The sequence below is a fragment of the Phytohabitans aurantiacus genome (assembly GCF_027923225.1).
GTDB classification, from domain to species: domain Bacteria; phylum Actinomycetota; class Actinomycetes; order Mycobacteriales; family Micromonosporaceae; genus Phytohabitans; species Phytohabitans aurantiacus.
Genome location: NZ_BSDI01000019.1, coordinates 33066 through 59374, shown reverse-complemented (window position 1 = coordinate 59374; position 26309 = coordinate 33066). Strand labels below are relative to the sequence as shown.

The window sequence follows — 26309 nt, the reverse complement described above, 5'->3', positions numbered from 1 at the left end:
TCGAGCCTGCGTTTCCGTTGATAGGGCGTTCGATGGGCTCCCAACACTCGCCGTACGGTCGGAACTAGGTGGTGGACCCGATTGAAAGTCGATGACTTAAGCGTTCACGCTCTGCTTTACTCCGTGCATCACGACTCGCTGCGGGCGCTGTGGATCGAGGATGAGGATCGCCGAGAGGTCGTCCTGTGTCGCACCGACGAGTTCCTGCACGAGGCGGACGCCCTGCGCGAGGAGCTGGGCCGCACATTTGAGGTCGCGATCGGCAGGATGCCATTGCTCAACCGGTTCATGACAACGTGGGGACGCATGCTCGTGCCGGCGGAGATTCGCGCCCATCCGCCTGACGTGCTCGTCGTCGTGCCGCACGCCCTGGTGCACGACCTGCCCCTGCACCTCGTCGTGACTGACATCGGAGGCCCGCTCGGCACAGTCTGTGGAATCGCGTACTGCAGCGGGATGACCCTGTTCCAAAGATGCGCGTCGCGTAATCCCTTGCGACGACTTGACCTCGACACCTGGCGGTTCGAAGAGGAGGCGGCGCCGCGGGGTCACCGGACCGGACGCACCCTGCGGGTCGGCGGGGTCGACGTCTTGGCCGCCCACGACGACGGGTTCGAGCGGCTGGCGGCCGCCCTTGCCGCGTCCTTTCGGGATGGAGAGGTCACGACGGTGGGTGGCCAGGACCAGGAAGGGGCGTCCTGGATGCGGCCCATGCGCCTTGACCGCCGCTTCGTCCTCTCCCAATTCGACGCGCACCGTGAGTCCCTCGTCGACCGCGGACCCGACGTCCTGTGCATCGTGGCGCACGGCGATCTCGATCTGGAGCGGCATCAGCTCTCCGGCCTGCTGCTGGCTGCACCGCCACGCGGCATCGGGCTGCACAAGGTGGATTTCACCGTCGACGGGAAGCGGGTCAGGCGCACCCTCCTTCCGCTGCGAGTGGCCCCGCCGGTTAACACGGCGCTGGTTACCGAGGTGCTAACGGCAGCGGAGTTGGAGCTGTCGGGTACCAGCAGCAGCGAGCTTGTCTGTCTGCTGGGCTGTTCGGCCGGATCGGGACGGCTGCTGCAGGCCGATGAGCCAGCGAGCTTGGCCGAGTCGTTTTTGAAACTCGGCTCGCCGTCGGTCGTGGCCCCAATGTGGGATGCCCACGTCGATGCCACCTACGAATGGATGGCCTGCTTCTTCGAGGCGTGGATACAGCGTGGCAAGCCGAAAGCGCTCGCTGGCCGGGACGCAACCGCCGAGGTGTCTACTCGATACGGCCCTGAGCGCGCTGGCGTTCTGACGTTGAGAGGAGACTGGCTGTGACTGGACCGGTGACCGCAGGGGATCCGTGGGGTCGGCTGCACGAGCTGAGCGATCCGGAATGGCAGGCCCTGACGGACGCGACCTTCCACGTGATCCAGGACGAAGCCGACGGGGCAACTCTAGTGGACGCGACGAGCCCGCCGGTCTGGCTTCGCCGCCAACTCCGGTCGGAGTTAGCCAGCGAGGGCCTGCCCACGGACGACCGGACGGTCGATCGGCTCGTGACAGATGACCGTACCGCGCGACAGGTATCGCTGGCGATCATCGAGGGGATCGCCAGCGATCCGGATCTTAGGGAACGGATCGAGCAGGCATACCGTGCACGCCGCGGCATGATGGTCATCGAGGGTGGCGTGCTCATCGGCGCCGCGCTGCTCCTGCTGGTCGCCAAGCTCCGGCGGATCCGGGTCGAGAAGGGCAAGCTCGACGTGCAGTTCTACCAGGCGAGCGACACCGCGTTACAGCAGGTTCAGGACATCCTGGGTCAGCCCTGATGTGCCGCGGGCCTACGCCCGCACCTATAGCGGACACCGAAGCGGGGTTCGATGTTGACGCAAGTCCTCCACTGGGATTTGGTGCGCGATCCGTGGTTCTTCGATTTCGGGCGTGACGCTCTGCCCGACCCCACCGCGATCGCGCTCTACCAGTTCTGGGGAAGGGCGGAGTACTCCGAGGTCGCGGACGGGTTGCGCCTTCCCCACCAGCGCCGGGAGCAGATGACCGATTGTTGGATGACGCTACTGCGCGGTCGCCGGGTGGGTTCCTACGACACGTGGCAGCACATCGCCCGCGCGTCCCGCGACGTCGCGGCATCGAATCCGGTGGCGGCCGCCATCATCGCGCTCTACGCGTTGGCATGGTGGGAGGGACAACTGGGGACTCGCCTCTACCAGGAGCGGTGGCCCCACCTACCGTACGGACTGCACCCGAGCTGGCATCTGTTTCCCCTCGTTGCGGCGCAGAACCTCCTGGAGTCGAATGCCATCTGGGCGTCGCGGCGCCTGGCCCGCACCGTAGTCGGGGCTGTCGAGAACTCCAGCGGTTGGAACGGCGACCGCAACCCGGACGTCACCGCGGACTGCAGGGCGACACTGCGAAGTGTCGATCGCCGGTACACCGAATGCGTTGACAACCTTGCCTGGGAACTGCGCGAAAGCTGCCGCACCGAGCAGCCGAACTTCCGGCCCGAGGTGGCCGCCCTGTTCTGGAGCCTGGGCGACGTGCCGCACGCAAACCTGTTGCGCGACACACTGCTCGTGCCCTCGCGTGAGGTGATCAACCGCTTGGTCCAACGGTCGATGCAGGTAATCCACCTCGATCCCGGCGTGCAGTGGATTTGGCTGGGGCTGCGTGACCGGCCACCGTTCCGGTTGCGAGAGCACCGTGAACTTTTCGTGTCCATCAACATGGTCTGGAGCGACATGCGAAGCCTCGATCTCCAGCGCGGGGAGATCGAGGGTGAGCACCTCGTCGACCTTCATAGCACGAGCGAGGTGACCCCCAGCCGGGCATATGCCAGCGCCATCGTGGAGTTCCACGCAAGCGGCGTGACCCCCACGACGCTGGCGCAGCTGTCGGACGCGCACCTGGCGAACGCCGGGCAGTTCGGACTGCATGCCCCGGAGTCCCTGCTCCGGCTCCGATCGCTGCTGACCCTCCTGGTCGACCCCGCCGAACTCGGCTCCGGGACGCGGTCGCGGAGCGAGTTGTGGGAGATCCTCGCCGGTTTCGCCGCCGACATCGTCGAGGCGCGTGAACGAGACCGGCGTGACGCCTACGACCGCAGGCTCGACATTCCCTTCTACTACGTCGAACGTAGCTACCCGGGATCGCTGGCGCGCGCACTCGATCTGACCGAGCGCTACAGGGCAGCGGGTCAGTGGTACTGGCGGTATGTACTGGCGCACCCGGCCGAGTCGACCAAAGCCGAAGCGCGGCATCTGCTCGCACGCGAGCGGCAGCTGGTAGAGGAGCTGCGCAGCAACCATTTCCTGCGCCTTCTCCCCTTCCTCCCCCAAGGGTACGGCCGACTCGTCGCCTCCGATTTCGGCGCGGGTGGCGAAGGCGATGCCAGCCACGTGGAGCGCGACCTACAGCGGCTCGCCGAGGCGGCCCGCGACACCGCGCAATACCTGGCCGCCGAGCTTGACGACGTGGCGCAGCGGTTGGCCGCAATCGATCAGTGCTACGCGGCGGCACGCCTGCCGCGGCACGCCACGGTCGATGACTTCGCGGCCCTACTCAAGCCGAAGTAGCGCCACCACCAACGAGTCCAGTCCCACATCGGTGTCGGAAATGACATCCATCCGACATCGGTGATGGGATTCCGACATGGAAACGGGACCCTACAGTCGGCGACGTCAGGGGCGGCGGTCACCGGAAGTCGCGCGACGCTGGGCGGGTTGCGATGGTCAGGGGGCGTAGCTGGTCGGCGACGAGGTTGAGGACGCCGGAGGCGGATTCGAGGATGCCGCGGACGAGTAGTGCGGAGCTGGTGCGGGCGATCTTGCGGTAGCGGTTCCACGTGCCCTCAGAGACGACGACGTTGAGCATCCCGGTTTCGTCTTCGAGGTTGATGAAGGTGATGCCGCCGGCCGTGGCGGGGCGTTGTCGGTGGGTGACGAGCCCACCTACGAGAATTCTGGTCTTGTCGGGGACGGTCTTGAGTCGGGCGATCGGTAGCGCGCCTTGCGAGTCGAGCGTGGCGCGGATGAGGGCGATGGGGTGGTTGTCCGGGGACAGGCCGGTGGCCCAGATGTCGGCGACGAGGATGTCCACATCGTTGAGACCTGGCAGGGGCGGGGCGGTGTGGCCGGTGATGGTGCCGGGGAGGCGGTCGGGTTTGTCTTGGCTGGCGGCGCCGGCCGTCCACAAGGCTTCGCGGCGGTTGATGCCGAAGCAGGCGAAGGCGTCGGAGGTGGCGAGCGCTTCCAGGTGTGCGGTGGATAGTTCGGCGCGGCGGGCAGTGTCGGCGATGCTGGTGTACGGGCCGTCTTGGGTGCGGGCGGTGACGATGCGGGTGGCGGTGTCGTCGGTGAGGGTGCGGACCTGATCGAGGCCGAGGCGGATGGCGGGGCCGTCGAGTCCCCAGTGGTGTGGTGGTTCGCGGGGTGCGGAGCCCCACCGGGTTTCTGGTGTGGATTCGAGGGTGGCTTTGACGTGGGAGGCGTTGATGTCGGGGCGGCGGACTTCGACGCCGTGTCGGCGGGCGTCGTCTACAAGGGACTGTGGGCTGTAGAAGCCCATTGGTTGGGCGCCGAGTAGGGCTGCGGTGAACGCGGCGGGGTGGTAGCGCTTGAGCCACGCGGAGGCGTAGACCAGGTAGGCGAAGCTCATGGCGTGTGATTCGGGGAAGCCGTAGTTGGCGAACGCGGACAGTTTCAGGTAGATGTCGTCGGCGACCTCGGGGTTGATGCCGTTGGCGGCCATGCCGTCATACAGCCGGGCCTTGAGTTTGGCCATGCGTTCGGTGGAGCGTTTGGAGCCCATCGCGCGGCGCAGTTGGTCGGCTTCGGCGGGGGTGAAGCCGGCGCAGTCGATGGCGAGCTGCATCATCTGTTCCTGGAACAGCGGCACCCCCAACGTCTTCTCCAGACTCGGCCGCATCAGGGGATGGCCGTACACGGGTTCCTCCAGGCCGTTCTTGCGCCGAATGTACGGGTGCACCGATCCGCCTTGGATCGGCCCGGGGCGGATCAACGCGACCTCGACGACCAGGTCGTAGAAACAGGTCGGCTTCAACCTAGGCAGGGTCGACATCTGCGCCCGCGATTCGACTTGGAAGACGCCGACGGTGTCGGCGGCGCAGAGCATCGCGTACACCTCCGGATCCGTGCAGTCCAGACTTCCGAGGTCCAATGTGGATTCGAGGAAGTCGAAGGCGTAGTGCAGCGCCGACAGCATGCCCAAACCGAGCAGGTCGAACTTCGTCAACCCGATCTCGGCGCAGTCGTCTTTGTCCCACTGCAGAACGGACCGGCCGGGCATGCGCGCCCACTCGACCGGGCAGACCTCGGTGACGGGCCGGTCGCAGATGACCATGCCACCGGAGTGGATGCCCAAATGTCGGGGCGCGGAGAGAAGGGCGGTGGCGTAGGTGACGACGGGTTCGGGGACGCCTTCGACGGCATCGGGGGTGAGGGCGTGCCAGCGGTCGATGTGTTTGCTCCAGGCGTCTTGCTGGCCGGGGGAGTGGCCGAAGGCGCGGGCAACGTCCCGGATCGCCGAGCGGGGCCGGTAGGTGATGACGTTGGCGACCTGGGCGGTGTGCCGGCGGCCGTGCTTTGTGTAGACGTATTGGATGACTTCTTCGCGGCGGTCGGATTCGATGTCGACGTCGATGTCCGGCGGCCCGTCCCGCTCCGGGGCGAGAAAGCGTTCGAACAGTAGGCCGTGGGCGACGGGGTCGACGTTGGTGATCCGCAGGGCGTAGCAGACGGCGGAGTTGGCGGCGGAGCCGCGGCCTTGGCAGTAGATGTCGTGGTCGCGGCAAAACTTGACGATGTCCCACACGACCAGGAAGTAGCCGGGGAAGGCGAGCTGGTCGATCATCGCCAGCTCTTTGTCGATCTGCCGGTAGGCGTCCGGATGCGCCTGGACGGGCCCATATCGTTGTTGGGCGCCTTGGTAGGTGAGGTGACGCAGCCAGGAGGTTTCGGTGTGCCCGGCGGGCACGTCGAACGGCGGCAGTTTCGGCCCGATCAGGCTCAGGTCGAACGCGCATTCGGCGCCGAGGCGGGCCGCGGTCGGGACAGCGGTCGGGTAGCGGGCGAACCGGGCGGCCATCTCCACCCCGGAACGCAGATGGGCGGTCCCGGCCGCGGGCAGGTAGGGGTCGAGGTCGTCGAGGGCGGAGCGGGCACGGACCGCGGCGACGACGGTGGCCAGCCGCCGCCTCGACGGCGCGTGGTAGTGCACGTTGTTCGTCGCGACCACCGGCATCCCCGCCTGCTGGGCGAGAGCGGCGAGGGCGTCGTTGCGGTCCCGGTCCAGGGGGTCGCCGTGGTCGATCAGCTCGACCGTCACATGGTCTTTGCCGAACAAGGCGACCAGGCGGTCGAGCTCGCGGTTGGCGGCGTCGGGTCCGCTGGCGGCCAGGGCGGCGGGGACGGTGCCTTTGCGGCAGCCGGTCAGCACGGTCACGTGCCCGGCCAGGTGTGCGGCGGCGGCGTCGAGGTCGTAGACCGGCCGGTTCTTTTTGCCGCCGGCCAGGTGGGCCTCGCCCAGCACCGTCGCGAGGCGGTGATAGCCCTGCTGTCCTCGGGCCAGCAGCAGCAGATGCCGGCCGACCGGATCCGGCACCCCCGCCTGCCCGCTGGGCAGATCGAGGGACAGTTCGGCGCCGTAGACAGTGGGGATGCCGACCTCGGCGGCGGCGGTGGCGAACCGGACCACGCCGTAGAAGCCGTCATGGTCGGTGATAGCCAGCGCGTCCAAACCGAGCCGGACCGCGTCGGTGGCGAGTTCTTCGGGGTGGGAGGCGCCGTCCAGGAAGCTGAAGTTGGAGTGGCAGTGCAACTCCGCGTACGGCACCACACTCTGGCCGCGTACCAGGGTTGGTGCTTGGAAGCGGGACCGTTTGCGGCTGAAGGCCGGGCCGTCGCCGCCGTCCGCGTGCGCGAGCGGGTCGTCGACGGGCCCGCCGGCGAGGCGGCGTTGCAGCTCGTCCCACGGCATCTGCGACAGCGCATCGAACTGGGACATCACCAACCGCCGTAACCGTGCGAGGGGTCAGTCGAAGAGGCCGACCAGCAGCCAGCGGCCGCCGGTCTGGGCCAGGGCGACGGCGGTGCCGTCTTCCAGCAGCGCCTGCAACCGGGCCGCCCGCCGGCTGCTGGTTTCGTCCCACCAGCGTTCGTCTACCGGCCACGGCCCGAACCACCGGGTCACCTCCACCACGCCGGTCTTGCCGGGCATGCGTAGCTGGGTGGGTGGGCCGGACATTCGCAGCCGGGCGTCGACCACCACATCCGTGCCGTCCGCGGCGAGCAGTTGCACCGGTTCCTGGCCTGCGGTCAGCACCGGATGCGGTGGTGGGAGCGCGCCGGGCCACGGCCCATCGGGCCGGGCCGGAACCTTTTCGTCGCCGAACGGCAGCAGGGTGACCTGCTGGTCGGGGTCGCGGCCACCGCCAGGGACGCCGACCAGGACCGCGTCCGGACCTAACAGTCCCTGTACCCGGTGTGCGGCCCGGTGGGCCCGTTCCCGTCCGGGGCCGGCCTCACCCCACAAGCCGGGCTGTAGCCCACCGGTGCGGACCAAACCGTGCGGGGACAGCCGCAACCGCAAAATGGCGGAGGTGAGGCGGCGTTTGGTCAGCCAGCCATCGAGCTGCCAGCGGGCCCGGTCCGCGATCGCGGTCGCGGTCAGCAGCCCGTCGTGCCGCCACACCCGATCCAACTCTTGGCCGTCGACGGTGACCGCGGCGATCTCCAGCCGGGTGCACGCCAACCCGTGCCCCGCCAGCCGTTCGTGGAGCTTGACGGCCATGGCGCGGGCGGCGAACGCACCGACATCGACCCGGTCGATCGGATCCTCGAACTCTTCGACCACATCCAGGTCCGGGGGGTGTCCCTATGGTTTTTGTCAAGCAGCGAGGGCGAGCTTTTCTGCTGGTTTGTGCTGGTAGGTGGTGCGGGTGCGGAGCATGGCGTGTAGGACGTCGACGCGGCGGCGGGCGAGGCAGATGAGGGCGGCGTTGTGTTTCTTGCCTTCGGCGCGTTTGCGGTCGTAGTAGGCGCGGCTGGCCGGGTCGGACAGGGCGGCGAACGCGGACAGGAAGAACGCGCGTTTGAGCTGTTTGTTGCCGCCTTTGGGTGGGTGCTCGCCGCGGATGCTGGTGCCGGAGCGGCGGGTGACCGGGGCCAGCCCGGCGTAGGCAGCCAGGTGGCCGGAGGTCGGGAAGCCGGTGCCGTCACCGACCTCGAGCAGGATCCGGGCTGCGGTCCTGACTCCGATGCCGGGCATCGAGGTCAGGACCGAGGAGAGAGGGTGCGCATCGAGCATCCCCTCGACCTGGGCGGCGAGCTGGTCACGCTGGCGCAGCAGGTCCCGCAGAACCTCGGCCAGCCGCGGCAGGATCGTCTCGGCGGCGGCGGTGCCGGGAACGACTACGGTCTGGGCGTCGAGGGCGGTGAAGACCTGCTCAACGAGGCGGGTGCCCATGCGGGGTGCGCGTGCCTTGACGATCTCGGTCAACTTCGACCGGCCGGCCTTGCGCAGCCCGGCCGGGCCGCCGCACCGCGACAACGCTTCCAGGACGGCAGGATGCTGGACCTTCGGGCCCAGCACCCGCTCCAGCGGCGGGTGGATCTGGGTGAGCAGGCCACGGATCCGGTTGGCGATGCGGGTGACCTCGCCGGCGAGGTCGTCGTCGTAGCCGACCAGCATCTCCAGCTCGGCGAGCGTGTCGTCGCCGACGTCGACCCGGCGCAGCGTGTGCGGCAGGGTGCGGGCAGCGTCGGCGATCACGTAGGCGTCGCGGGCGTCGGTCTTCGCGGTGCCGGGGTGCAGGTCAGCGAGCCGGCGCATGACCAGACCCGGCAGGTAGCCGACCTGGTGCCCGCAGGCTCGGGCCACTGCGACAGGCAGGGCACCGATCGAAGCGGGCTGGTCGACCACGGCCAGGATCTTCCCGTGCCGGGCGAGCTTGTCGAACAATTTCCGCAGCCCGGCCTCGGTGTTCGGCAGCGCCGCGTCGTGCAGCCGCTTACCCGCCGGATCCAACGCGACCGCGTGATGGTCGGTCTTGCCGACATCCAAGCCCAGGAACACGCCGTACTCGTCGTGCACGCCTCGCCTCCCACGATCCATCATGGACTCGGCCGCTGGTCTGAGCGTCGGACTGCCGGCAGCCACGTTACGGAGAGACCTACCCCGAACACGGGACGGCCGGGTCCCTATCAGCGGTCTCCCGACGCCACCCGGCCCGGCGACAACACCCCCCGGATCATGCGAACGACAGGGGCAGTAAGTCATACCGGACCGAGCGACCGAGCAATCCCCGGCTGGGGACGATCAAAAAGGTAACGGGGGGGGGCTGCCGCACGTGCAACGGCCGATCGTCGTGTCCGGCGGCCAGCCGGTGTGCCAGGGCTCCGTCGATGCCGAACCGGGCGAACACATCCCCAGCCGGCAGGGTCGCGAACTGGCCCAGAGTGTGGATGCCGAGCCGGCGCAGCAGATCCGCCAACGGTGGCCGTTCCAGCTTGGCCACCGGCACGTCCGCCAGAAACGGTGGGGTGTGCCCGGCCGGGATGCTCTGACCGGCGCGGGCAGCCAGCACACCGGCGAAGATGCCGTCCGCGACCCCGACCTGCGCCTCCACCCCGGCCTGGACCGCGACCTGCTCCACAATCCGTTCCCCAGCGGCATCTTCACCGCCGAAGTAGCCGGCCGGGCCGCGGGCGGCGAACGCGCAGACCCCCGGCCGCAGCACCGCCACCCCGGCCGCGACCTGCTCTACCGCTGCCACCACCGGCTCAAACCCGGCCGCGTCCCGACCCTCATCGAACGCAACCACGACCAGCGTCGGGCAGCGGCCCTGCGCGTCCCGCTTACGCAGCCCACGCCGCACCCCGTGCGCACGCGCCGCCTCCGAACACGCCACCACCCGGTTGGCGTGCAACACCGCCACCGGATCCGTCGCCCCGGCCTCACCGCCCAGAACGGCCGCCACCACCGGCCAATCCGGACACCACACCACCATCGTCCTGGTGGCAGTCGGGGAGCTCATGCGACCACCCGCAGCTGCCGACCCGTCCTCACGTCGGACACATCAGGCTGGTCCAGGGTTCGCTGGAAGTCCGGGTCCGCGGGTAGCCACACCTGCCCGGTCCGTGGCCGGGCGGCCGAACCCCGACCGGACACCGCGATCGACAGGCGCCGGCACCGCAACCGGCCCCGCCCGAACCACACGCCCTCGTTCACCGTCAGGGTCAGCTGCGCCCCCGGCCACGCGCCCAACGCCACCAACACCGCACCAGCGTTCCGAGCACGCGCCGACAACTGCGTGTACACCGATGGCGCCAACCCGCCGGCAGCCGCCACTGCCACGACGTCGAACCCGTCTAGCAGACTCGCCGCCACCGTGGCCACCTCGGCACCGGGCTGCGGTACCACCATGAGCTGTTCGAGAACGACACCCATGCTCCGTGCTGCCGCCAACGACAGCCGCGGCACCCCGACCACGGCACACCAACTGCCCTGCCGCGTCGACTCCGCCACCAGCCCCAGCAGCAACGACGTCGCCCCCGAACCCGTCGCCGTCACCGCCACCGTCGAACCCCGCACCAGCCCTTTCGGCAGCAACCCTCGCAGCTGCGACCCGACCGGCAGCACCCGGTCGGTGCCCTGACCTGCCAGGGTGGCCGCCAAGGCACTGGCTGGCTTCACCCCGAGTTCCGCCGCAAGGCCCGCCACCGCCATCCACCCACGGTAGAACATTCGTTCGAAGGAAGCGAGAAGTGGCAGGTCAACGGTGGGCGTTATGCCGCCAGTGCTCGCCTCGTGTACTAGATGCCGGGTTCTTGATCGAGGCACACCGCCCGCGAGGGCGGTCCTCTGGCTCCGTGCGGTGGGCGACCGGCTGTCTATAGCGGTTGGTCGTCGGCGTCTGCCGTGATCCTCGCGTACTCCGTGCCGTCCAGGAATAGGCGAGCCGCGGCCACAGCGTGAGCGGCGGCCCGTTCCAGCCGATCGGTCGGTATCTCAGGCAGATCCGCGGCGAGGCTGTGCGCGGCGGCGGTCACCGCGGTGTAGTCCAGGTCGTCTCGAAGACTCATGCCCGTGAGCGTGCCGGCCGCTGGTGCGTGGTGGAAGCCGCCCAAGTCAGGCGATTCGCGTCGCCGAATACGCCTGCGGTGCCTACGTAGGGCAGCCGAGGATCGGATCATGACCAGCCCGCATGCCAGGGGCCCAACGGTGCGGTGACACCGCGCAGCCGGGCACCCGACAGCCCGCCGGACACCCTCCGTCCGCCGGTCGAGCCGATGCTGGCCACCCCGGTCGACCAGCTACCAGAAGGCGACGACTGGTGTTACGAACCGAAGTGGGATGGTTCTCCAGAGAGACTGAGGTGTCTCGGGTGACCCTTCCTGCGTGCCTGCCGAGGGTGTGGCTTCGTTAGGCGGTCGCATACTTTTCGATCGCTTTCGAGGTTCTCCATGCATCTGTTCTTTGCGGACGTCCAGAAGGTTCACAGGGTTGGCGGTGTGCCTGGGCTGAATGCTGCGGAGCTGCCTGGGATGTTCGCGCGGTCGGCGCCGGCTGCGGGTATGCCGGTTCTGCTGTCGGAGTCGATGTGGCCGGTTGAGCCGTTGTGTAGTTGGTTTCGGGAGCTGAGTTTGAATCGGCGCAGTGTCAAGACGATGCGCGCGTACGCGTACACGGCGTTGATGCTGCTGCGGTTTCTACGCGCACGGGGCCTGGACCTGGCGTCGGCCACGGAACAGGACGTGCTGGAGTTTCGGCGGTGGCGGCTCGACGACGCTGAGGAGACCGTCAGCGAGGCGGCCTGGGATCGTGACGCGGCGGCGGTCGGGTGTCTGTACGACTTCCTGGTGCGGCAGGGTGTCGTCGAGCGGCGGCCGTGGCGTAGTAAGAGGCGGCAGCAGCGGTCGTTGTCCAGCGGGACCCGTCGTGACCTGCGGGTGCGGCATATGGAGTTGGACCAGTACCTGTACTTGCGAGACGTTGGGTTCGGCGGTCTCGCCGCGGACGGAGGACTGGACGAGCGGTTCCGTGGCTGGCGTCCGCACCGCAACCGCGCGTCCTGCGAGCTGGCGCTGCTGACCGGGATGCGGGTTCAGGAGTGGTCGACGCTGCTGCTGATCGAGCTGGGGCTGCTCGACGAAAGGCGGCCCCGTGCGGTCGACGTGGAACTGGGCGCGTGCGCGAAGTTCGGGCATCCCCGCTCGGTCTATGTTCCAGCGGACGCGATGAATCTGCTGGAGGGGTACCTGCTGCTGGAACGTCCCGACATCGTCGCCAAGGCCCAGGACACGCTGCGGCGCGCTCACCGGGAACTGTTCGTCGTCACGCGGCTGGAGGCGGACGGCGCGAAGGTCCGCGGCGTCCTCGACGGACACACGGTCACCCGGTCGGTCCGGGGCATGGACCCGCAGTTGCGGCGTATCGCGGTGCGTGAGACTGGCGACGGGCTCGACCCGCTGGCGTTGTTCATCGGCGCCGGCGGCCGGATGCTGACAGCGTCGGGGTGGGATCGGGTGCGCTGGACGGCCTGGGAGCGAATGACGGCGCGTGCGACCGGCTCGACGGCTGTCGTGTTGCCGCGCCGGTGCTGGGTCTACCACGACCTGCGGCACACGTTCGCGCTGAGGCTGTTGATCTATCTGACCAGGCAGGCGTTGGATGATGGTCGCCGGCAGCAGGCGCCGATGTCGACGCTGCTGGACCACATGAGCGGGAACCCGCTGTTGCAGGTGCAGCGGCGACTTGGGCACGCGAGCCCGGCCACAACCTACCGCTACATCCGCTACTTGAAGGACCCGATGCGCGAGGTCGAGGAGGCGTTTCGGGCGTGGACCGCGGCTGGCGGGGCCAACTACGCCGACATCGCCCGGCACCTGCTGGCGTTGGAGGTCGACGATGCCGCGCCGCGGTGAGCACCGGTCCGGGTTCCCGGCGGCCAGCGCCCCAGACCCCCACGTCTCCCGGATCGGCATCCGCCAGGTGACCGTGCCGCGCAACGGTCAGCAGGCCATGAAGTCGGCCACGGTGGTGCTGTCGTTTCGCCCGGAGGCGTTCCGGTGCGCTGGGCTGGCCGCCGAGCTGGCCGACGAATGGGTCGAGCTGGTGCAGGTCGGGCGCCTACGTGAAGGCGCGAGCCGCAGTTACCTGAGCGCTATGCGCTGTTTCCTGAACTACGTCGATGCCCAGGTTCAGAACGCTGCCACGGCGTCGCTGGCCAGGGCTGAGCCGGACCTGCACCACGCGGTCAATGAATGGGTGCGCATCCTGCCGTCCAAGTACGCGCCGGGCTCGCGGATGCCGGGCTGGCACGCCGGCCACGTCCGGACGCTGATCGCCCGACGCGCCGAGCACCCCGATCGTCCGCTCGTCGGGCACTTGAACGGCTGGATCGAAGGCGCCGTCGGTGTCCGCCGCGGCGGCAGCACCGAACTGGACGAGTTCAGCCGCGCCGAGAAGAAGAAGCTGATCCGGGCGGCCTGGGCGGCACGCCGGGCGACCGAAGCGCGGATTCGGGCTGGACGAGAGTTAGCCGCCACCGCCACGACTTCGCCGGTCGGTGACCCCTGGGCGGTGGAGAGCCTGCTGGCGGCCATCGCGAGCGACCGCAACGCCTGTGAGGAGATCCTCGCCCGGCTGCGGGACATGAACGCGATCCCGCCGGCCCTGCGGAAGCTGGCGCCGGAAAGATCGACCTGGCCGGCCAAACGCGCGCTGGTGCGGATCCTGGTCTCTCAGCTGTTCCTGACGAGTATGGATTTGCACGCCTACCGGATCCTGCTGATGGCCGCGACCGGGCGGGCCCCGGAGGAGGTCACCGGCCTGACCGAGGACGATATCGAGTTCCACCCGCAGGGCGTGACGATCACATTCGCCAAGGGCCGCGCGCACGCGCGGATGCGGCAGGCGTTCAGCTCCGACCCGGCTCCGGCCGGGATGATGCATCCGGCTGGGGCACGGCTGGACGCTGCGGAGATCCTCCGTGTGCTGCTGGAACTGAACCGACCGTTGGCCGACCTGGTGGGTATCCGGCCGGTTCCGCTGTTCCTGCGGGCGTCGGTTTCTCAACCTTCGCTGGTGGTGGGGCTTCTGACTCGGATGCAGGGCCCGACGTTCGCTGACTGGCTTCGCGTCCACGACGTGACGGTGAACGGCGTCGCCGACATTCGCCGGCTCCGTAAGTCGACCAAGGTCGAGAAGGCTCTCACGTTCGGCGGCCGGATCAGCGACGTCGCCGACGACCACTCCGAACAGACGTTCCGCGGTCACTACGCGCACGGCACGACACTGCGGGTGATCGCCGGGGAGGTCATCACCACCGCGCAGCAACGATGGCTCGACAAGGCTCTGGCCGGACCGACCGTCCTGGATGAGCAGGCCGCCGAGTCCTTGACCGATCCGAAGGCGGCGGCCGTGCTGGGCCTGAGCCCGGCCGAGGTCGACGCGTTGCGGACCGGGCAGCTTGACATGGGGGTCACCGACTGCACCGACCCGTTCGCGTCGCCGTTCGGCCGGCCGGGACAGCTTTGCCCGGTGGCGCCGCTGCGCTGTCTGGAGTGCCGCAACGCGTTCGTGCTGCCGTCGAACCTGCCGCAACTGCTGCTGTTCGCCGACCACCTGGACCAGCTCGCCTTGAAGCTCGAGCCCCGGCACTTCCACGCGTTGTGGGGCCAGAGCCGAGCGAACCTGACCGAGGTACTCGCGTCCCGCACGGACACCGAGCTTGTCCAGGCGCGGCAGCAGATCGCCGAGAACGGCACCGTCCTTCACCTTCCCCTGGCCAGCAGAGTGGAGTTCGACGCGTGACCGCCGCAGCCGCGGCCTCGGCCCGTTCCTCGGCGCTCTACCGCGACGGCGAACCGGTCATCCAGTCCCACCCGCTGCTGCCCGGCGCGGTCACGCCCCGGTTCGGCGACACCGACCGCTGGGACCTCAACGGTGTGGTCCACAACGCACCCCACCACCCGGCCGCCGCCGTCCGCGTGCTCTTCCACGACCTGGACCCGGCCTGGAATCTGATGGCGCGCGAGCTGGCAATGCTCTGGCTCAACCCGCGCCACCCGGCACCGTTGGCCGCCGGTGTCCACCTGCGCGACGCTCCGCTGTCCCCAATGACCGTCACGCAGCGCGTCGCGCTGCTGCGGCCGCTCGCTGCGTTCGGAGCCGAGCAGCGGCTTCCCACCAATCTGCGCGACTGGGTCGATGACGACTTCAAGACCTACGTGCAGCACCTGGCAGCGACCTACGAACCCGGCAGCGTCTGCAACCACGTCCATGTGATCAAAGCCCTGCACCGCTTCCGGGCGGCGCTCACCTGCGGCGGTCTGCCCCGCGACCCTTGGCCCGGCGTCTCACCCAACGCCGTGGCAAACCACCCGATCGTCCCTGCGCTGCGCACTCCAGCGATCCCACCACAAACCTGGTTCCCGCTGGTGCGCAACTGCTGGACCTACATCAACGTGTTCGCCCCCGACATCCAGCGCGCGAACGCCTACTGGACCGACCTGAAAGCCCGGCCGGGCACCGACAACGGCGGCGACCAACGACTACGTGCCTGGCTGGACGACCCGACGACCACGGTGCCGATGCGCCCGGCCAAGCCGAGCGAGCCCGCCGGCATTTTCCCGAACTTCGCGCTGCTGAGCCGCATCATCGGCGTCGGACCAACGTTCTTCCAGCACGGTCGGCCAGCCGGGCGCCGCCGCAGGGACGCCGTCGCGGCCCTGGTCGCCGCCGGCTGCACTCACGCCGGGCTGCTGCCGGACCTGACCGAGGTGACCCGGCCAGACGGCAGCCGCGGACCCTGGCACGACAACCTAGGGCCGACGGAGCTCGGGCTGGAACAGATCATGCTGCGCAACGCCTGCTTCGTGTTCACCGCCGCACTGTCGATGATGCGCGACTCAGAACTACGGATGATCAGCAAGGACGCCTTGGTCGAGCACTACGGCAGCCCCGCGGTGAAATCCACCAAGCACAAGCTCGACCCCGCCCTACCCGTCAAACACTGGTGGATCACCCCGCCCGTCGCCCACGCGATCGAGCTAGCCGGGCAGCTATCCCAGCACGAGAGCCTCACCTTCGCCGCCGTCAGCAGCCAACGATCCGGCCACCGGTTCGCGAGCATCACCGCCATCGGCCAGTTCATCGACCACATCAACCGCAGGCGGCACGCTACCGGCCTGGAAGCCATCCCCGACGGGTCCATCACCCCGCACATGTTCCGGCGCACCATGGCCATGCTCACCCGCGACTTCCCCGGCTCCGAGATCGCCGTCGGCATGCAGCTCAAGCACGTCACCACCCGAGCCCTAGCGAACCGGGTCACCAGCAGCTACATGGACAACGACCCCTCCTGGGCCCGTCACCTGGAAACCGCTATCGCCGACCGCCGCTTCGATCGGCTGATCGAACTCTTCGACGCCGACACCACCGGTGACCACATCGGCATCGGCCCCGGAGCGGATCGCATGCGCGAGGCGTTCTCCACCGTCCGCGCCCAAGCAGACCAACTGCGTGCCACCGGCCAAGCCCGGCGCGGCGACATCCGCGTCGAACACGACCTACTACGCCGCACCCGGATCTCGATCCGCTTCGGCAAGCTCAACCACTGCACCATGAGCGACGACGACCCCACCGGCGCCAAGTGCCTGGAAGACGCGATCACCCCCGACGGGCACCGCGGCCCCCTGCTCGACCGCTGCCAGCCCGGCCGCTGCGCGAACAGCATCATCGCGCCCGAACACATTCCGATCTGGACCGCCGAGCAGTCCTCCCTGCACCGGATGCTGGACACCAGCAAGCTCGCCCCGAACCGCCGGCGCAGCATCGAGGCCCAGCTCAATGAAGTCAACCGGGTCATCGACCGGAGCATCCAATGACCGAGCACGTGTCACCCGCCACCCGGCAACGGCTCCGCGACGCGATGGAACGTCTCTTCAACGGCCAGCCGCAGCACACCGACGGCAAGCTGACCAAGAACAACCTCTGGCGTGAAGCCCAGGTAAGCCGCGCGACCATGAACCGCGCCGCCGATGTCCTCGCGGAATGGGACGCCCGCGTCAGCGAAAGTCCTGCCGGCGTCGCCGCACGGCAACGCGACGAAGAATTCGAACAATTGCGCAGCCGCCTACGAACCAGCCAGCGTGAACGCCGCAAACTCCAGGACCAGATCGACGCAGCCGCCACCGTGATCGCCGCCTTGCACTCTGAGAACGCCACGCTCCGTCGGCAGGCAGCCAATTCCACCGCCCGTATTGTCCCGCTCTTCGGTGGCGGGGGCTAAATCTTGGGAGCTACCGCGATGTCCGTCGTGGTCCCGGTCCGCCGCTCCCGCAGCCTCACCCTCCGCGTTCCCACGAACCACGCCGCCGCATGCCTCCCGATCGGCACGCCAATCCATTGTGGAGAGTCGCGGTGGCGGCTCAGCAGAAGCAGGATGGCGCCGAGTAGCGTCAGCGCGACGGCGGCGTCGAGCCAGTAGTGGTTGGCGGTGGCCACGACGACGGCGAGGGTGGCCAGCGGGTGCAGCAGCCACAACCAGCGCCAGCGGCCGCCGGTGGCGTGGATGAGCACGATGGCGACGACCGCCGCCCAGCCGACGTGCAGCGACGGCATCGCCGCGTACTGGTTGGTGATGGCGTCGGTGCTGGCGGTGTAGACGTTGGGCCCGACGACGGCCGCGGTGTCGACCATGCCGGCCGCCGCGAGCAGCCGCGGTGGTGCCAGCGGGATGAGGACCTGCACGGTGAACGCCGCAGCGGTCAGCGCCGCGAGGGTGGTGCGGGCCCAGCGGTAGAGGTGCGGGCGGCGCAGGTACGTCCACAGGAGAAATGCTGCGGTGGCGGGGAAGTGCACCCCGGCGTAGTAGAGGTTCGCGGCTCGCACCAGCCAGCCGTGGCCGAGGATCGTCTGTTGCAGGGCCGCCTCGTTGGGCAGTCCCCACGCCCGTTCGAGATGCCAGATGCCGGCGGCGTTGGCGTACGCCGTCGGCAGGTCGCCCGCCAACGCCTGGCGGCCCAACCGGTACGCCAGGAAAAGGACCGCGACGAGCAGCAACTCCCGGACGGGCTTCGGTCTTGCCGCGCGGTGGCCGCTGCTCATCGCGGTGTCCGCCTGCCGGGGTCAGAACATGGTGTTGTCGTTGGCCGAGGTCTCGGGCACCGGCTGGCTGACGTCCCAGTGTTCGACGATCCTGCCGTTCTTCAGCCGGAAGATGTCGGCGACCGCGAAGCCGCGGTCGGTCGCGGAGAGCGTGAAGTGGCTGTGCACCATTACGAGATCACCGTCGGCGAGGGCCCGCTTGACGTCCACCTTGACGTTCGGCGCCACGGTGATGAGCCCTTGCGCCCAGGCCACGAATGCCACCTTGCCGTCGGGATTCTGGGGGTTGTGCTGGATGAAGGTGGTGCCCATGTAGAGGTCGGCCGCCTTCTGCGGCTGCTTCTGGTTGATGGCCAGGTCCATGAAGGCGAGTGCAACGCGCTTGTTGCGCGCCTCCTGGTTGGCCGGGGCGCCGTGGGAGGCGGCCGTGGCGGCATACCGCGGCGTCGTCTCGGCGTCGGCGAATGCGGCGTTGCCGCTGGCGGTCAGGGCGGCGGCCGCGAGAACGCCGACGCTGACAAGGGTGACGCGGCGGCTGGGTACGCGGAGTTTCATGGCTGTCTCCAAGGCTTGTATGCGGCAGGTCTACGGCGCCGGGACTGCCGCTCGCCTCGGCGGCGGCTGGCGTTAGGCTGGACCTAAGCGGACTAGTGTCCGTTACTCGGAACGTAGCGGACAGTTGTCCGCTTGGCAAGAGCAGGCGTGAGCCCGGAGGTGGGGCAGTGGAGTCCAGGATCGGTGGGCCTCAGCGCTCGGACGCGCAGCGCAATCGCGAGCGGATCCTGCAGGTGGCGCTGGCTGAGCTGTCGCATACCGCGGACGTCCCGCTGAGCGTGATCGCCAAGAAGGCCGGGGTTGGGCAGGGCACGTTCTACCGCAACTTCCCGAGTCGGGAGGCGCTCGTGTTGGAGGTCTACCGCCACGAGGTTCAACTGCTCACAGACGCGGCGACGGAGTTGCTCGCTACGCGCAAGCCCGACCAGGCCCTGCGCGAGTGGATGGACCAGCTCGCCCGCTTCGCCGTCGCCAAGGTCGGCCTGTCCGACGCGATGCGCCAGATCATCGGCACGACGGACGGCCCGGCGCAGCCGGGATACGCGCTGGTGGTCCAGGCGATCAACGCTCTGCTCGCCGCCAATCACGAGGCGGGCGCCATCCGTCCGGGGGTAACGGTCGACGACTTCATCCTGGCCATCGCCGGCATCTGGCAGATCGATGCCCGCGGCGACTGGCGGGCCCAGGCCACCCGGCTGCTGGACCTGGTCATGGACGGGCTCCGTGCGGGAGCGCCCGGGCAGAGATGACGCCCGGAAGGCTGTGATGCACTCCACCTTCATTAGTGCAATGCTTGCACCCTGACGGCGATCGTGTAAAGGTTGCACTTGTGGCTGAAAGTGCAACCTCGCTGAACCGGAAGATGACCGCCGCCCGGATCACCCGCTGCGCGCAGGATCTGGCCGAAGAGCGCGGTCTCGACGGGTTCACCATGCACGACGTCGCCGACTGCGCGGGCGTCTCCCGGCGGACCCTGTTCAACTACGTGTCGGGCAAGCTCGACGCCGTCCTCGGCGTACCGCCGGCCCCCGACCCGTCAAGGCTTATCGAGTTCCGCGCCGGCGGCCCGACCGGCCGCCTCGCGGACGACGTGAAGGCGACCATCGGTGCGTTCCTTGACAGCAAGGACCTCGCGCCCGAGGACTGGGAGCGAGTGCGGCGACTGATCGCCGCCGACGCCCGACTACACAAGGCGATGCACGAGAACTTCGCCAAGGTCGCCGCGTTCCTCGCCGACGCGATCCTGGAGCGCGAGGGCGCGAGATTCGACCCGCTGCGGGCACGCGCGGCCGCCACGGTCACCTTGTCGCTGTTCGACGTCGCGCTCGACGCGTTCGTCGCCGACCCGAGCACCAGTCTCGCCGCGTACTTCATGGCCGCCTTCGACGGCGCTGCCGCGCTCTTCGACTGACTCAATCTTCTGGAGACTTCTGATGGCAACCCTCCTGTACCGGCTCGGAAAGACCGCTTACCGGCGCTGGCCGCTGGTATTGGCCGTCTGGATGGTGGCGCTGATCGGGGTCGGCACGGTTGCCGCCACGATGTCGCAGCCGATGTCGGACCAGTTCTCGATCCCCGGCATCCCGTCTGAGAAAGCCACCGACCTGCAGCAGGAGCTGTTCCCCGGCTCGGGCAACGCGATCGACGAGGCATCGGTCTCGATCGTGGTGGCCGCGCCCGAGGGCCGCACCCTCGCCGAGCAGCCATACGCGGGCCGGATCTCCACCCTGCTCGACGGGCTGCGGTCGGTGCCGCAGATGCCCGAAGAGCCGCCGGTTGGCCCGGTAGAAGCCGCCGCGGCGATGGAGAAGCGGATCGTCGACATGGCGGTCCAGAGCGCCCAGAACTCGGGCGGCGACGCGGCAGCGGTCGCCGCCGCGAGGCAGACGGCTGAGAAGAACGCGGCCGCTGTCTCGCCGCTCTCGCCAGACGGCCGCGTGGGCACCATCGACTTCGCTTTCAACGTCGCCACCACCACCGACGTCGAGGCCGGCACCCGCGAGCAGGTGCTCGACCTGGTCAAGACCGCCCGCGGGGATGGCCTGCAGGTCGAGGTCACTGGCGCGGGCATGGCGGCCGGCCCGGGTGGCGAGGAGGAGGGCGGCGTCAGCGTCGAGCTGATCGGTATCGCGATCGCGCTGCTCGTGCTCGCGTTCACCTTCGGGTCGCTGGTCGCCGCCGGCCTACCCATCCTGACCGCCGGCCTCGGCGTCGGCCTCGGCGTCACCGGCATCACCGCCATGACCGCTTTCGTCACGCTGGATTCCAGCACCCCGCTACTGGCCACGATGATCGGCCTGGGTGTCGGCATCGACTACGCCCTGTTCATCCTGGCCCGCTACCGCAATGAGCTCGAACACACCGAGGATCGGGCCGAGGCGATCGGCGTCGCGGTCGGCACGGCCGGCTCCGCGGTGGTGTTCGCCGGTCTGACCGTGGTCATCGCGCTCGCCGCGCTGAGCCTGACCGGCGTGCCGTTCCTGGCCGCCATGGGCTGGGGAGCGGCTGCCACCGTCATCATCGCGGTCCTGGTCGCGCTCACCCTGCTTCCGGCGGTCCTGGGCATCTTCAAGTCCAAGGCGTTCGCCGGCCGGTTCCGCCGCTACACACCGGCCCGCGACAAGTCCGGCCAGGTCGTCAACAACGGCGTGCGCTGGGCCCGACTCGTGGGCCGGGCACCGATCGCCTTCGCCGCCCTCGTTGTCGTAGCGCTCGGTTTGATCGCCATCCCCTCCACTCGACTGCACCTGGCCTTCCCCTCGGACTCCACCGCGCCGACCGACACCACCCAGCGCAAGGCCGCCGACCTGGTCAACGACGCGTTCGGTGAGGGCCGCCTGGCGCCGATGCTGACCGTCATCGACGGCCGCGGCGTACCCGCCGCACAGCGTCCCGCGGCCTATCAGCAGATCGTCCAGTGGGCCAGCGGCCACGAGGACGTCGCCAACGCGCAGCTGGGCGGGATGAACGAGGACGGCACCGGGGCGCTCGTGCTCATCACCCCGGTCCACGGACCGGAAGACACCTCGACCGAGAAGCTGCTGGACAACCTGCGCGACACACAAGCCGATATCGAGACCTCGACCGGTACCAGCATCGGCATCACCGGCCTCACCGCCATCCAGACCGACGTCTCCCAGCGGCTCGCCGAGGCCCTGCCGCTCTACCTTGGGGTCGTCATCGGCTTGGCGTTCCTCATCCTGATGGTCGTCTTCCGGTCCATCCTGGTGCCGCTGACCGCCACCCTGGGATTCCTGCTCTCAGTCATGGCCACCCTGGGCGCCACGGTCACCATGTTCCAGGAAGGCACGTTCGGGCTCTTCCCCGGACAGCCGATCATCAGCTTCATCCCGATCTTCCTGATCGGTCTGGTCTTCGGCCTCGCGATGGACTACCAGGTCTTCCTGGTCACCCGCATCCGTGAGGCGCACGTCCACGGCGCGTCCTACCGCGAGGCCGTGGTCGACGGGTTCCGCAACAGCGCCAGGGTGGTCACCGCCGCGGCGCTGATCATGACCGCGGTATTCGGTGGGTTCATGTTCATGGGCGAGCCCGTCATCCAGTCGATGGGCTTCGCCCTCGCCGTCGCCGTCCTGTTCGACGCCTTCGTCGTGCGCATGTGCCTCATCCCGGCGCTGATGTACCTCATGGGCGAACGCGCCTGGTGGCTCCCGCGATGGCTCGACCGCATCCTGCCCAACATCGACGTCGAAGGCCAAAGCCTTAACCGACCCCACCTCACCGACCACTACCGCGACAGCGACCGGGAAGCCGGCGCCGACACGCAACCTGTCAGGGCCTGAGCGTCGTGGTTCCTACGATTACGAGGCAAATGAAATGAAGGACAGAGTCGGACCCAGCGCCTCTCGCGTGGTCGTGATGACGGGTGCTACGTCCGGGCTCGGCGTGCACGCGCTCCAGCACCTCGCGCACGAGCCTGGCACCCGGATCATCGTGGGTGCCCGCGGCTCCGGCCGGGCAGTGCCCGCCGGCGTCGAGACGTTGCCGTTGGACCTCACCTCCCTGGCCAGCGTCCGTGCCTTCGCCGCCGGGTTGACACGGCAACTCAACGGAGCACCGATCGACGCGCTGGTCCTCAACGCCGGCATGCAGACGACCAACTCAACCCAGGTGAGCGCGGACGGATTCGAGCTCACCTTCGCGGTCAACCACCTCGCCCATTACCTCCTGGTCCGCCTGCTGCTGCCGCTGGTGGCCGACGGCGGCCGCATCGTGATCACCACCAGCGAGACCCATGACCCGGCCATGTCCCCGCTCGCCCCGAAGACCTTCGAACCGCAAACCTGGGCGCGCCCGCGCAAGGAAGGCTTCGCCTCCGGCCAACGTGCCTACGGGGCCTCCAAACTCGGCAACATGCTCACCGCGCGATCCCTCGCCGCGGCGGGCGAGGTAAAGGGCCGCGGCATCACGGTGATTGCCTTCAGCCCCGGCCTCACCGGCGGCACCGGCCTCGGACGGGACGCTCCGCGCGCCGCGCGGATCATCCTCCCGCTCGTGATGCACACCGTGTTCCGCGTCATCAGCATCTTCCGGCCGCACTTCGCCATCGGCACCCCCGAGCGTGCGGGCCAGGTGCTGGCCCAGGCCGCCTCGGGCACCCTCACACCGCCGCCGGGCCGGATCTACATGAACGTAGTCAGGGGAAACGTGGCCTTCCCCGAACCATCGAAAATGGCCCTGGACAACGAGATCCGGGACCGGATGTGGAACGACAGCGCCGCCATGGTCGGCCTCACCAATCAGCCGGCCTAAACCCCGCGTCCCCGAACCTCGAAAAAGGGGCCAGTAATGGCAACTTCCACCGCTGAACAGTCCGACAAGCTCGACCGCAGCGTCATCGTCACGGGATTGGTCATCGTCGCCGGCATGATCATGGTGGTTCTCGATACCACGATCGTGAACGTGGCTCTGGACTCGCTGAGCACCGAGCTGGACGCGTCGCTGTCCACGACCCAGTGGGTGGTCACCGGCTACCTGCTCGCGGTGGCCGTCGTTATCCCGGCCACCGGCTGGGCGATGGATCGGTTCGGGGCGAAGACGGCATGGATCACATCGGTGATTCTGTTCGGGGCGGGCTCGGCCCTGTGCGCGGCCGCCTGGTCGATCGAAAGCCTGATCGCGTTCCGCGTGCTCCAGGGACTGGGCGGCGGCCTGCTGCTGCCGGCCGGGCAGGCGATGATCGCCAGAGCCGCGGGGCCGCAACGCATGGGGCGCGCGATGGCCATCCTCGGCGTTCCCGTGCTGCTGGGACCGGTGTTCGGCCCCGTGCTCGGCGGCCTGCTCGTCGAGTACACCAGCTGGCACTGGATCTTCCTCGTCAACGTCCCCGTCGGCGTCCTCGCCATCGCGCTGGCGGTGTGGAGGCTGCCCGCCGGTGGTGCTCTGGCAGAGCGCGGCCGTCTCGATCTGCGCGGTCTTGTCCTGCTCTCCGGAAGCCTCGTGTGCCTGCTCTACGGGCTCTCCCGCGCCAGTTCGCAGGGCGGCTTCGCAAAGTGGAGCGTGCTCGGGTGGCTCATCGGGGGAGCGGTTGGCTTGGCCCTCTACACCTGGCACAGCCTGAACAGGGGAGCCCGCTCGATCATCGATGTCCGCCTGCTCACCAACCGGCTGTTCGCCAGCGGCACGGTGGCGGTCTTCCTCGTCGCCATCGGAATGTTCGGCGGCATGCTGCTACTCCCGTTGTACTACCAGACCGTCCGCGGCGAGGGAGCGCTGAACGCCGGGCTGCTGCTCGCCCCGCAGGGCCTGGGCGCGATGGTGGCGATGGTGATCGGGGGCAGGCTCACCGACCGGATCGGCGCGGGCTACGTCGTGCCCGCCGGCATCGTGCTCGGGCTGCTGGGCACCTTCCCGTTCACCCAGGTGGGCGTCGACACGTCGTACGTCTGGCTGAGCGTGGCCCTGTTCGTGCGCGGCATGGGTCTCGGCGCGGTGATGATGCCGACGATCTCCGCCGCCTACACCAAACTCAGCCACGACGCGGTATCCCGGGCGGCGCCGACGCTATCGGCCATCCAGCAGGTCGGGGCCTCCCTCGGCAGCGCCCTGCTGGTGACAGCGTTGACGCAACGTCTCACCGACCAGCTCACCTCGCAGGGCATCCAAACCAACGGCGGCGGCGCCGACCAGATCAGCTCGCTGCAACCCGACGCGATGCCGGTCGTCGGCCCGCTGCTGGCCGACTCGTTCGGGTTCGCCTTCTGGGTCGCCTTCGCGCTCACCGCGATGATCGCCATCCCAGCGTTGGCCCTGCCCCGTCACGCGGCCCGGAACCGGGAACAAGTCCCGGCCGCCCCCGGCATCTGACCCGTGCTCCGCGTGCCGACGAGGGGACTATGGACAATCTGACGCACACGTTGATCAGCATCATGGTGGGTGAAACACTCCATCGGTCCGTCCCACCGTCGGCGATACTGACCGACCGGGCCCGCCGAGGCGTCGTTATCACCGTCATGGCGATCGGCGGCAACCTTCCCGATGCCGACATCATCTACACCGGGTGGGCCGGAACCACGCCGGACTACCTGCTGCACCACCGCGGCCACACCCACACCATCGTCGGCTCACTGGCACTGTCGCTGGCGCTGTTCCTGGCGGTACGACTCTGGTGGCGGCATCGGAAGATCACGCCGCGGCCGGTCGACACCTGGTTCCTCGCCGGGCTGTCGACCCTGGCGACACTGCTTCACATCGGGCTCGACTTCACCAACAACTACGGGGTCCACCCGTTCTGGCCCGTCGACAATCGCTGGTACTACGGCGACGCCGTCTTCATCGTCGAACCACTGCTGTGGGCATGCGCGGCCGTTCTGCTGTTCACGCTGCCTGGCAGAACCATGCGGGTCCTGATCGCAGTCGTGCTCGCGGCCGGGCTCGGACTGAGCTGGTTCAGCGGCTTCGTACCACCTTCCCTCGCTGCCCTGCTGACCCTGCTCACCCTCGGCCTGGCCGCGGTAAGCCGCTTCGCGTCCGCCCGGGTAGCGCTCACCAGCGGCATCGCCGCCTGGCTGGCCCTCACCGCCATGTTCGTGGTCACGACCCGGACGGCCGAGAGCCGGTTCGAGGCGCTGCTGGCCGACCGCTTCCCGGCGGCTGACACTCTGGACATCGTGCTGACCCCGATGCCGGCCAACCCCGTGTGCCGTGAGGTCCTAGCAGTACAGACGACAGCGGACCACTACGTCGTCCGCCGAGCGTTCCAGTCACTAGCGCCCGCCTGGATCCCCGCCGACAGGTGCGCACAGTTGTACCCGTCCGGCACCGGCGCGACCGCCCGACTCGGGCCGGTCGCCCAGGCGTCCACCGACGAGGTCGCCTGGATCGGCGAGCTGACGATGCGCGCCGACCTGCTCGCGAGCCTGGCCACGAAGTACTGCGCCGTCGACGCCCTGCTCCAGTTCGCGCGCGCTCCCTGGGCGGTGCCCAAGGACGACGGCTGGGTGGCCGGCGACCTACGCTTCGACCGCGAATCAGGGCTCGGCCTCTCCGAGGTCGAAGTAGGCCCCGCGAAAGACGAATGCCCGCGCCTACCCGCGCCGTGGGTGCCGCCCAGAGAGGACCTTGTGGAGGTCAAGTGATTCTGGAATCACTACCGGACCGTCATGGTCGCC

20 protein-coding genes and 1 pseudogene are annotated in these 26309 nt (G+C 68.8%); 13 read left to right on the top strand and 8 right to left on the bottom strand.

The features are described from left to right. Nucleotides 1-81: 81 nt before the first annotated feature. Genes QMG73_RS20765 through QMG73_RS20755 form a run of 3 tightly spaced genes read left to right on the top strand, consistent with a single transcriptional unit; the run spans nt 82 to nt 3566 of the window. Nucleotides 82-1311 carry a CHAT domain-containing protein gene (locus QMG73_RS20765; protein WP_281898098.1) on the top strand — a complete coding sequence of 410 codons (1230 nt, stop codon included), beginning with the start codon at nt 82-84 and terminating at the stop codon, nt 1309-1311. Beyond that, nucleotides 1308-1805, top strand: coding sequence for a hypothetical protein (locus QMG73_RS20760; protein WP_281898096.1), 498 nt, complete (start codon nt 1308-1310; stop codon nt 1803-1805). Before QMG73_RS20765 ends, QMG73_RS20760 begins: the two co-directional genes overlap by 4 nt. Before the next feature lie 51 nt (nt 1806-1856). After that, nucleotides 1857-3566, top strand: coding sequence for a hypothetical protein (locus tag QMG73_RS20755; protein WP_281898095.1), 1710 nt, complete (start codon nt 1857-1859; stop codon nt 3564-3566). 118 nt (nt 3567-3684) lie between these two features. Here QMG73_RS20755 and QMG73_RS20750 read toward each other — a convergent pair whose 3' ends face one another. The 6 genes and pseudogenes from QMG73_RS20750 to QMG73_RS20725 all read right to left on the bottom strand — a co-directional run bounded on the left by QMG73_RS20750 (nt 3685) and on the right by QMG73_RS20725 (nt 11093). Further along, entirely contained in the window at nt 3685-7014 is a 3330-nt protein-coding gene (locus tag QMG73_RS20750) for an error-prone DNA polymerase (protein WP_281898094.1), read from the bottom strand. A 27-nt stretch (nt 7015-7041) separates the two neighbouring features. Next, on the bottom strand, nt 7042-7863 hold the full coding sequence (locus tag QMG73_RS20745) for a hypothetical protein (RefSeq protein ID WP_281898093.1): 822 nt from the start codon (nt 7861-7863) through the stop codon (nt 7042-7044). Nucleotides 7864-7896: 33 nt separating this feature from the next. Then, complete coding sequence (locus QMG73_RS20740) at nt 7897-9123, bottom strand: IS110 family RNA-guided transposase (protein WP_281898306.1); 1227 nt, start codon at nt 9121-9123, stop codon at nt 7897-7899. A 220-nt stretch (nt 9124-9343) separates the two neighbouring features. Further along, nucleotides 9344-10045, bottom strand: a pseudogene (locus QMG73_RS20735) (DNA polymerase Y family protein); the annotation flags it as partial. Next, nucleotides 10042-10737 carry a hypothetical protein gene (locus QMG73_RS20730; protein ID WP_281898092.1) on the bottom strand — a complete coding sequence of 232 codons (696 nt, stop codon included), beginning with the start codon at nt 10735-10737 and terminating at the stop codon, nt 10042-10044. The pseudogene QMG73_RS20735 and the gene QMG73_RS20730, both read right to left, overlap by 4 nt. 164 nt (nt 10738-10901) lie before the next feature. After that, nucleotides 10902-11093 carry a hypothetical protein gene (locus QMG73_RS20725; protein ID WP_281898090.1) on the bottom strand — a complete coding sequence of 64 codons (192 nt, stop codon included), beginning with the start codon at nt 11091-11093 and terminating at the stop codon, nt 10902-10904. Nucleotides 11094-11474: 381 nt separating this feature from the next. Here QMG73_RS20725 and QMG73_RS20720 point away from each other — a divergent pair, with 381 nt between their 5' ends. Genes QMG73_RS20720 through QMG73_RS20705 form a run of 4 tightly spaced genes read left to right on the top strand, consistent with a single transcriptional unit; the run spans nt 11475 to nt 17305 of the window. Next, on the top strand, nt 11475-12935 hold the full coding sequence (locus tag QMG73_RS20720; protein ID WP_309299504.1) for a tyrosine-type recombinase/integrase: 1461 nt from the start codon (nt 11475-11477) through the stop codon (nt 12933-12935). Next, the gene (locus QMG73_RS20715) at nt 12919-14826 is read left to right on the top strand and encodes a hypothetical protein (protein ID WP_281898089.1); all 1908 of its coding nucleotides are present in this window, start codon (nt 12919-12921) and stop codon (nt 14824-14826) included. The genes QMG73_RS20720 and QMG73_RS20715 overlap by 17 nt, the downstream gene beginning before the upstream one ends. Next, nucleotides 14823-16901 (top strand): hypothetical protein, encoded by a 2079-nt coding sequence (locus tag QMG73_RS20710; RefSeq protein WP_281898088.1) that lies wholly within the window; start codon nt 14823-14825, stop codon nt 16899-16901. Before QMG73_RS20715 ends, QMG73_RS20710 begins: the two co-directional genes overlap by 4 nt. Continuing rightward, complete coding sequence (locus QMG73_RS20705; protein ID WP_281898086.1) at nt 16898-17305, top strand: hypothetical protein; 408 nt, start codon at nt 16898-16900, stop codon at nt 17303-17305. Before QMG73_RS20710 ends, QMG73_RS20705 begins: the two co-directional genes overlap by 4 nt. Here QMG73_RS20705 and QMG73_RS20700 read toward each other — a convergent pair. Then, nucleotides 17302-18123, bottom strand: a complete 822-nt coding sequence (locus QMG73_RS20700; RefSeq protein WP_281898085.1) for a phosphatase PAP2 family protein — start codon at nt 18121-18123, stop codon at nt 17302-17304. The two genes, QMG73_RS20705 and QMG73_RS20700, sit on opposite strands and share 4 nt — an antisense overlap. Before the next feature lie 21 nt (nt 18124-18144). Beyond that, complete coding sequence (locus QMG73_RS20695; RefSeq protein WP_281898084.1) at nt 18145-18678, bottom strand: nuclear transport factor 2 family protein; 534 nt, start codon at nt 18676-18678, stop codon at nt 18145-18147. A 167-nt stretch (nt 18679-18845) separates the two neighbouring features. Between QMG73_RS20695 and QMG73_RS20690 the strand changes: the two genes are divergently transcribed. From QMG73_RS20690 to QMG73_RS20665, 6 genes are all read left to right on the top strand, one after another. Beyond that, complete coding sequence (locus QMG73_RS20690) at nt 18846-19427, top strand: TetR/AcrR family transcriptional regulator (protein WP_281898083.1); 582 nt, start codon at nt 18846-18848, stop codon at nt 19425-19427. 80 nt (nt 19428-19507) lie between these two features. Continuing rightward, nucleotides 19508-20089: a TetR/AcrR family transcriptional regulator gene (locus QMG73_RS20685; protein WP_281898082.1), complete on the top strand. Its 582-nt coding sequence runs from the start codon at nt 19508-19510 to the stop codon at nt 20087-20089. A 22-nt stretch (nt 20090-20111) separates the two neighbouring features. Then, on the top strand, nt 20112-22481 hold the full coding sequence (locus tag QMG73_RS20680) for an MMPL family transporter (protein WP_281898081.1): 2370 nt from the start codon (nt 20112-20114) through the stop codon (nt 22479-22481). Between the two features lie 34 nt (nt 22482-22515). Beyond that, nucleotides 22516-23451: an SDR family NAD(P)-dependent oxidoreductase gene (locus QMG73_RS20675; RefSeq protein ID WP_309299503.1), complete on the top strand. Its 936-nt coding sequence runs from the start codon at nt 22516-22518 to the stop codon at nt 23449-23451. Nucleotides 23452-23487: 36 nt separating this feature from the next. Continuing rightward, a complete protein-coding gene (locus QMG73_RS20670; protein ID WP_281898078.1) occupies nt 23488-25005 on the top strand; it encodes a DHA2 family efflux MFS transporter permease subunit in 1518 nt (505 codons plus the stop codon). Nucleotides 25006-25034: 29 nt separating this feature from the next. Continuing rightward, complete coding sequence (locus tag QMG73_RS20665) at nt 25035-26276, top strand: metal-dependent hydrolase (protein WP_281898077.1); 1242 nt, start codon at nt 25035-25037, stop codon at nt 26274-26276. Nucleotides 26277-26309 lie beyond the last annotated feature (33 nt).

Bases quoted from the DNA above. Each gene is read 5' to 3' on its own strand.
- QMG73_RS20755 (WP_281898095.1), top strand. From the start codon at position 1,857: ATGTTGACGCAAGTCCTCCACTGGGATTTGGTGCGCGATCCGTGGTTC.
- QMG73_RS20750 (WP_281898094.1), bottom strand. From the start codon at position 7,014: ATGTCCCAGTTCGATGCGCTGTCGCAGATGCCGTGGGACGAGCTGCAA.
- QMG73_RS20740 (WP_281898306.1), bottom strand. From the start codon at position 9,123: ATGGATCGTGGGAGGCGAGGCGTGCACGACGAGTACGGCGTGTTCCTG.
- QMG73_RS20730 (WP_281898092.1), bottom strand. From the start codon at position 10,737: ATGGCGGTGGCGGGCCTTGCGGCGGAACTCGGGGTGAAGCCAGCCAGT.
- QMG73_RS20725 (WP_281898090.1), bottom strand. From the start codon at position 11,093: ATGAGTCTTCGAGACGACCTGGACTACACCGCGGTGACCGCCGCCGCG.
- QMG73_RS20720 (WP_309299504.1), top strand. From the start codon at position 11,475: ATGCATCTGTTCTTTGCGGACGTCCAGAAGGTTCACAGGGTTGGCGGT.
- QMG73_RS20715 (WP_281898089.1), top strand. From the start codon at position 12,919: ATGCCGCGCCGCGGTGAGCACCGGTCCGGGTTCCCGGCGGCCAGCGCC.
- QMG73_RS20705 (WP_281898086.1), top strand. From the start codon at position 16,898: ATGACCGAGCACGTGTCACCCGCCACCCGGCAACGGCTCCGCGACGCG.
- QMG73_RS20700 (WP_281898085.1), bottom strand. From the start codon at position 18,123: ATGAGCAGCGGCCACCGCGCGGCAAGACCGAAGCCCGTCCGGGAGTTG.
- QMG73_RS20695 (WP_281898084.1), bottom strand. From the start codon at position 18,678: ATGAAACTCCGCGTACCCAGCCGCCGCGTCACCCTTGTCAGCGTCGGC.
- QMG73_RS20680 (WP_281898081.1), top strand. From the start codon at position 20,112: ATGGCAACCCTCCTGTACCGGCTCGGAAAGACCGCTTACCGGCGCTGG.
- QMG73_RS20675 (WP_309299503.1), top strand. From the start codon at position 22,516: ATGAAGGACAGAGTCGGACCCAGCGCCTCTCGCGTGGTCGTGATGACG.
- QMG73_RS20670 (WP_281898078.1), top strand. From the start codon at position 23,488: ATGGCAACTTCCACCGCTGAACAGTCCGACAAGCTCGACCGCAGCGTC.
- QMG73_RS20665 (WP_281898077.1), top strand. From the start codon at position 25,035: ATGGACAATCTGACGCACACGTTGATCAGCATCATGGTGGGTGAAACA.